The 6,209-nt window shown below is 65.6% G+C and carries 6 protein-coding genes and 3 pseudogenes; 1 reads left to right on the plus strand and 8 read right to left on the minus strand.

The genetic code is table 11. The features are described from left to right. Window positions 1–140: 140 nt before the first annotated feature. The 3 genes from QOC69_RS06180 to QOC69_RS06190 form a co-directional block, all read right to left on the minus strand. The gene (locus QOC69_RS06180) at window positions 141–1,160 is read right to left on the minus strand and encodes an alcohol dehydrogenase (RefSeq protein ID WP_526437425.1); all 1,020 of its coding nucleotides are present in this window, start codon (window positions 1,158–1,160) and stop codon (window positions 141–143) included. Continuing rightward, window positions 1,153–1,791, minus strand: a complete 639-nt coding sequence (locus tag QOC69_RS06185) for a CGNR zinc finger domain-containing protein (protein ID WP_526437427.1) — start codon at window positions 1,789–1,791, stop codon at window positions 1,153–1,155. The genes QOC69_RS06180 and QOC69_RS06185 overlap by 8 nt, the downstream gene beginning before the upstream one ends. Before the next feature lie 90 nt (window positions 1,792–1,881). Beyond that, entirely contained in the window at window positions 1,882–2,487 is a 606-nt protein-coding gene (locus tag QOC69_RS06190) for a TetR/AcrR family transcriptional regulator (protein ID WP_526437429.1), read from the minus strand. Between the two features lie 80 nt (window positions 2,488–2,567). Between QOC69_RS06190 and QOC69_RS06195 the strand changes: the two genes are divergently transcribed. Continuing rightward, on the plus strand, window positions 2,568–3,506 hold the full coding sequence (locus QOC69_RS06195) for an SDR family oxidoreductase (RefSeq protein WP_526437431.1): 939 nt from the start codon (window positions 2,568–2,570) through the stop codon (window positions 3,504–3,506). 26 nt (window positions 3,507–3,532) lie between these two features. Here QOC69_RS06195 and QOC69_RS06200 read toward each other — a convergent pair whose 3' ends face one another. The 5 genes and pseudogenes from QOC69_RS06200 to QOC69_RS06220 all read right to left on the minus strand — a co-directional run. After that, window positions 3,533–4,321: a glucose 1-dehydrogenase gene (locus tag QOC69_RS06200; RefSeq protein ID WP_526437433.1), complete on the minus strand. Its 789-nt coding sequence runs from the start codon at window positions 4,319–4,321 to the stop codon at window positions 3,533–3,535. A 108-nt stretch (window positions 4,322–4,429) separates the two neighbouring features. After that, a complete protein-coding gene (locus tag QOC69_RS06205) occupies window positions 4,430–4,807 on the minus strand; it encodes an NAD(P)H-dependent oxidoreductase (RefSeq protein ID WP_526437435.1) in 378 nt (125 codons plus the stop codon). Between the two features lie 170 nt (window positions 4,808–4,977). Next, window positions 4,978–5,280, minus strand: a pseudogene (locus QOC69_RS06210) (hypothetical protein); the annotation flags it as partial. Window positions 5,281–5,391: 111 nt separating this feature from the next. Continuing rightward, window positions 5,392–5,487 (minus strand): annotated as a pseudogene (locus QOC69_RS06215) (TetR family transcriptional regulator); the annotation flags it as partial. 312 nt (window positions 5,488–5,799) lie between these two features. Next, window positions 5,800–6,158, minus strand: a pseudogene (locus QOC69_RS06220) (SDR family NAD(P)-dependent oxidoreductase); the annotation flags it as partial. Between the last annotated feature and the right edge of the window lie 51 nt (window positions 6,159–6,209).

The raw sequence follows: 6,209 nt of genomic DNA on the forward strand, positions 1-6,209 counted from the left end.
CGAGATAACGCAATCCCAGCCGCTCCGGCTCGGAGCCGTCGGCCGCAATCATCGCGTCGCTCGTTGGGACGGTCGTGGACGGCACACATCGACACTATATTCATGAGGTACCTCACCTGGTTACCCGCGATCGTGCCGGCTTACTGCGCCACGTCGAGCACCACCCGGAACCGGGCCTGACCCGACATCATCCGTTCGTAGGCTTTCGGGGCGTCCTCGAATGGCATCTTCTCGATCATCGCCGCGACCCCGTTCGCGGAGCTGAAGGCCAAGCTGTCCTCGTTCTGAACCGGGGTGCCGGTCAGGCTCCCCAGGATCGACCGACCACCAAAGATCAGATCGGATGTCGAGACCTCGATGGGGTCCATGGCGGCACCGACGACCACCAGTTGACCGCGTGGCTGCAGACCGGCCAGTAGCGGCGACATCGAGGCCCCGCTGGCCGCCGTCGCGATGACGGCCGCGGCACCGCCGAGTTCGGTCAACGCAGCGCCGGGATCGGTTGCCGCGCTATCGATGTAGTGATGTGCGCCAAGCTGTTCGGCGAGCGCACGCTTGTCGGCGCCGCGGGCGATTGCCGCCACGCGATACCCCAGCTTGTTGGCGTACTGCACACCGAGGTGGCCCAGCCCGCCGATGCCCTGGATGCCGACCAGCGCCCCGGGCGGGGCGTCGATGCTTTGTAGCGCGTTGTACGTGGTGATGCCGGCGCACAGCAGCGGGCTGGCGTCCAGCGACGTCAGCTCCGCCGGGATCCTGACCAGACCGGTGGCCCGGGCATAGACGACTTCGGCGTAGCCGCCGTCTTCGGTCGTGCCCGGCTGTGGCTGGTTGTCGCAGTTGACGAAGTCCCCGCGGCGACACCACTCGCAGGCCCCGCAGTGCCCGCCGAGGAAACCTACGCCGACCCGGTCGCCGACCTTCCACGTGGTCACGGCGTCACCGACGGCGTCGATCGTTCCGACGATCTCGTGGCCGGGAACGACCGGCTGGCTGGGATCGGGGCGCAAGCCCTCGGCGCCCAGCACGTCGCTATGGCAGACGCCGCAGGTCTCTACCCGGATGCGAACGTGGTCGGCATTCGGCGCAACCACGTCACGGTCTACCAGTTCGAACTGGTGCTGTCCCGTCGCTTGCCAGGCGCGGTAGGTGTCAGACATTGGGTCCTCCATTTTGTTGAGATGGGTTGTCGTGAGCGGTTGCTCGACGTCGGGCTCGGTGGGCGCGGGCGTTGGTCTTGTTGCCGCACGTTGCGGTGTCGTGCCAGATCCGGCTGTTGTTCTTGGAGCGGTCGTAGAGCGCGGTGCGGCATTGCGGTTCGTGGCAGAGCTTGAGTCGTCGGAACGTGTCCTGGGCGTGGGCGGTGGCCGCTTCGATGGCGATGGCCGCGGCCAGCCAAGAGGCACCCGACCCGAGTGGCTCGAGGTGCGCACCTGCGCTGGTGGCGGTGATCGCGGCGGTGCCGGTGATGACCGCGTCGGTGCGGGGGCCGTCGTGGTCACCGAGCACTGAGCGCAGGGTGTCCCGGACTGCTCGTAGGCGGGGGAGTTCGGCCGCGGTGATGAGTAGGTGCGGGTCGTCTGCGCCAACCGATGTGCACCAGTACGGCACGACCGCGTCGATCCAGTGCTGCGCGGTGTCCACCTCGGCGAGCAGGTCCACTAGGTCCGGTACGTGATCGATGCCGATGGTGTTGGCCAGTTCCTGGCTGAGCACCAGCGGCGCCGGGGCGAGCGCGGTGCCGAACCGGCTACTGGCCGGATAGCCGAAGTTCGCAGCCTCGTCATTCATAGTAAGAAGCATACACTGTTTACCGATTACATCGAGACGGGGGTTCGACTGCGGTCGCTCATCCACGGTTGGTAGTCGCGGTCGGTCGAGTCAAGCGGCCAGCATCCGCTGTAGGGCTTCGGCGGCGCGCGCCAATTCCGTGGGGAGGTCGTAGTCGGGGTCGTCGCACCAGTTGGTGATCGCAGTTGTCAGCGCACCGATCACGATGTCGGCAAGGACCGGGGGACTGTGGGCGGAAGTGACCTGGCCGGAGTCGATGCCCTCGGCGATGAAGCGCGTCGCCGCCTTGCCCAAACCGCCCCGGCGACTTACTTCTGAGGGCCCGTCGACTCGCAAGTGGAGCAGCTCTCCTAGCAGTTCGCGGTAGGCGGGATGTTGCGCGATGTCGGCTGCGACCACGGTAAAGAACTCGGCGAACCGGGTTGAAAACGGGCGTGGATCACCAGTGAGGTCGTCGAGGTAGGAAATGGCCCCGGCGAGCCGACGCTGCCCGATGGCCGAGTACAGGTGCTCCCGCGTGTCGAAGTGGTTGAAGAAGGTGCGTTGTGAGACGTCGGCCCGCTCGCAGATGGCCTCGATCGTCGTCGGCCTGATTCCTCTGTTTTGGAAGAGCTCTGTCGCCGCATCCAGGAGGGCGTCGCGCGTCTGGGCGCGGAGCCGCGCGAAACGCGTGGCGTGGGCCATCGAGGCGACCATGTGGACGACAGTAGACTGGTTTGCAGTTCACTGCAATAATGCAGTTTGCTGTAGAACGCCGCCTCCAAGAAGGGATTCACATGGCACACACCGTCGACGAGGTCCTTTCGGGCATTGACCTGACCGGGAAGATCTTCGTCATCACCGGCGCCACCAGCGGACTGGGTCTGACGGCGGCGCGCGGGCTCGCGTCAGCCGGCACCACGGTGGTCCTTGCCGGTCGGGACCCGCAGCGTCTTCGGTCTGCGGCCGAGGACATCGAATCCGAGAACCCCACTGCGGCAGTCGAAACGATCGAAATGGAGCTGGACAGCCTGACGAGTGTTCGCTCGGCCGCCGCCGAGCTTGGTGCGAGGTTCCCGCGCATCGACGTCCTCATCAACAACGCGGGAGTGATGTTCACGCCCTTCGGCCGAACCAAGGACGGCTTCGAGCTCCAGCTGGGCGTCAATCACCTCGGGCACTTCGAGTTGACGCGAGGCGTGATGCCATCGCTGCTCAACACGGGGTCTGCGCGGGTGGTGAACCTGAGTTCGGACGGTCATCGGATTTCCGACATCGATCTGGACGATCCGAACTGGGAGCGGGCACCCTACGACAAGTTCAAGGCCTACGGTGCGTCGAAGACGGCCAACGTTCTGCTCACCGTCGCGCTCGACACCCGGTACCGCGACAGCGGCGTGCGGAGCTTCGCGGTGCATCCCGGTACCGTCGCCACGTCCCTGTCGCGCCACATGTCACGCGACGACATGAAGGCGATGATGGCGCTCGGCGACGCCGACCGCGAGCCGTCCGCCGCTCGTCCCAAGCTCGAGGTCATTTCGCCCGAGCAGGGCGCGGCGACCTCCGTGTGGGCCGCGGTGTCCGACGAGCTGGCCGGCTTGGGCGGTCTGTATCTCAAGGACTGCGCGGTCAGCGATAACTCGATGCCCTACGCGACGGATCCCCTTCGTGCCGAGCGGCTTTGGACGACGTCGGAACTGCTGTGCCGGTCACCGGTCGCCGGGTCGAGCACGTAGAAGCTCCGTGCCGTTGCCGTGGGGGCTCACGATGTTGCGTGCTCCTGCTGCGGCACCGGTCCGAGCAGAAGACCTCCGTCGGCGATGAACTCGGAGCCGGTCGAGAAGCTGGCCTCCTCGGAGGCGACGAACAGCACCAGCCGCGTGATCTCCTCGGGCTCGGCGATGCGCGGAATCGCCGACAGCTCCACGCCTGCCCCTGCCATCGTTGCCGCCATGGGACCCGCGTCGGGCGCTTGAGCAGTGAGGATCGGCGTGCGGACAGCGCCGGGGTGAACCGAGTTGACGCGGATGTTGTCGTGTCCGAGCTCCAGCGCCGCCGTCTTGGTCAGTCCCCGCACTCCCCACTTGCTGGCCACGTACGCGGCGAGCCCGGAAGTGGCGGTAAAGCCGGCTCCCGAGGAGATGTTGACGATGGCGCCGCCGCCCGCCTTGCGCATGGAGGACACCACGGCGCGGATCCCCAGATACGAACCAGTCAGGTTGATTTCGAGCACTTGGCGCCAGACGGCCGGGTCGGTCTCCTCGATCACTCCGAAGCGCGCGATGCCCGCATTGTTGATGAGCACGGAGACCGGGCCGAAGGCGTCCTCAGCTGCGGCCACCGTCGCAGCCCAGTCCACGTCGCTCGTCACGTCGAGCCGGGCGAAGATCGCGTGATCGCCGAGTTCCTTGGCGAGCGTGCGCCCCTCCGGCTCGAGTATGTCTGCGATCACGACGTTCGCGCCCTCGGCGACGAAGCCCCGCGCGTGACTAGCACCCATTCCACGGGCACCGCCGGTGACGATCACTGTCCTCTTATCGAAACGTTTCATGACTTTCTCTCTCCTTTTGATTGGTTCCTATTTGACTGGTCTAGGTGGCTGAAAGACGCTTCAGACCAACAGATCTCATACGCCGAGAAGTCAGTCGCCGCTACACCATCACGCGGCGCGGCGGAGGTCCGACCACAGTTCATCGATGGCCCTTTCGGCCTGCACGAGGCTCTCGGCAGCGAGTGGTATGAGGTCGGCCATCGCGGGGTTGCTACTAGCCACCGTCAATTCGGCCGTGATGAACCGCGGTTCGAGGCCGGTCGTTGACAATGCGTGCCGGAGCCACGGCTCCGCATGATCCCAACCTTGCCGCGGCGTGCCGGGACCGTATCCGCCACCGCGCGCGGCGAGAACGATGAATTCGGTGTCGCCCAGCAGTCCGGCGTTGGTCTGCGCGTCAACCGACACTCCCGGAGCGATGAGGTGGTCGACCCAGGCCTTGATTGTGCTTGGCGGGCCGTAGTTGTAGAGCGGAAGGCCCAGCAGAACCGTGTCGGCCTGCCGATCTCATTGATCAGCTCGACGCTGAGAGCGAATGACAGATGTTCCGCGCGACTGCGCTTTTCCGGCGGAACCATTCGCGCCAGTCCGGTTACCGCGTCGAAATGGGGAATCGGATGGGCCGCTAGGTCACGGAAGGTGATCGTCCCGCCCGGGTGTGCGGCGAGCCACCGCCGAGCCGCCCGCGCGCTGAGGCGCCGGCTGGTGGACTGCTCACCCGTGATCGAAGAGTCGACGTGCAGACGATGTGGCATGATTTGTCTCTCTTCTGTGATGTTGTGAATCATTAACTGCCGAAAGAAATTAGCCGCGGACAAGGCATGGTCACCCTTTTTGGACATGGGATTGCGGTGATTGGCGGGGTGCGAAGGACGTCTGAGGCGCCGCCGCCGGCGGCGTCCGGGTGACCGTTGCCGCGGGCCACCCCTTGGGGATTGTTGCGCTTGCGCCGACCTCATTGCCCGGGTAGCCGACGGTCACTGCGCCCATCGCGACGACGACGCCGGCGCCTATCACTGCCGACAAACCCTTCACGCTCCCACGAACACGGTGGAAGTTGATTGGCTCGATCATTTCTTGGCTTCCTTGCTCTCGAAGTAGTGGTGAATGTGGCCGATGTTCACGCCCGCCCGCTCGCCGAGCTCGGCCATACGCGATCCATGAAACCCCGTTTCCCCAACGGAACTAGAGAAGGCGGCATGTCATCACTCACAGGACTCGCGTTGCCCGCAGTCAACAGGTCGTCGACCACGACACCTGTGGCGAAGAACCGGACGACCGTCATCAGCCCACTCCAGGTGGCAGCGGAGTTGTCACAAAGACGCCCTCGTTGCCCGCGGCAGGGACTGGCGGAGGTGCGCCATGTGGATCTTCTAGGCCGCCTGCCAGGTTGGTGATGCCGACTGCGACCCCTGCCGTGCCGGATGTGGTCCGCAGGGACGTCGTTGGCCCCACCTGCGACATCCGGAAGGGCGCGTTGCATGCCGCAGCGTCGCGAAGTGTCCTTTCAGGTGTACGCGGACAACGGCATCCCATTCCGCTTCGCTCGTATCGGCCAAGTCCCCGCCGCGGATGAATCCCGCATTGTTCACCAGCACGTCGAGGCCGCCGTAGGTATCCAGCGCGGTCTGGATGAGGCTGCTCGCACCCGCCCAATCGGCGATGTCGTCTCGATTGGCCACCGCCTCGCCGCCCGCCGCGATGATCTCGTCGACGACGTCATTGGCCGGACCCATGCCGATGTCGCACCTTCGGCGGCGAAACCGAGCGCATGCGCCCGCCCAATGCCGCGGCCAGCGCCCGTCACCGCGACCACCCGGCCGTCGACAAAGCCCATTTGTGTTGTCTCCTTTGCTGCTAACCGATCGGCGCGATCAGAAAGCGTGTA

Origin of the sequence: Mycobacterium sp. (genome assembly GCF_032162105.1) — a bacterium.
Taxonomy (GTDB): domain Bacteria; phylum Actinomycetota; class Actinomycetes; order Mycobacteriales; family Mycobacteriaceae; genus Mycobacterium.

What these genes read in the sequence shown, in the direction of transcription:
- QOC69_RS06180 (WP_526437425.1), bottom strand. Translation starts at nt 1,160, where the DNA reads ATGTCTGACACCTACCGCGCCTGGCAAGCGACGGGACAGCACCAGTTC.
- QOC69_RS06185 (WP_526437427.1), bottom strand. Translation starts at nt 1,791, where the DNA reads ATGAATGACGAGGCTGCGAACTTCGGCTATCCGGCCAGTAGCCGGTTC.
- QOC69_RS06190 (WP_526437429.1), bottom strand. Translation starts at nt 2,487, where the DNA reads ATGGTCGCCTCGATGGCCCACGCCACGCGTTTCGCGCGGCTCCGCGCC.
- QOC69_RS06195 (WP_526437431.1), top strand. Translation starts at nt 2,568, where the DNA reads ATGGCACACACCGTCGACGAGGTCCTTTCGGGCATTGACCTGACCGGG.
- QOC69_RS06200 (WP_526437433.1), bottom strand. Translation starts at nt 4,321, where the DNA reads ATGAAACGTTTCGATAAGAGGACAGTGATCGTCACCGGCGGTGCCCGT.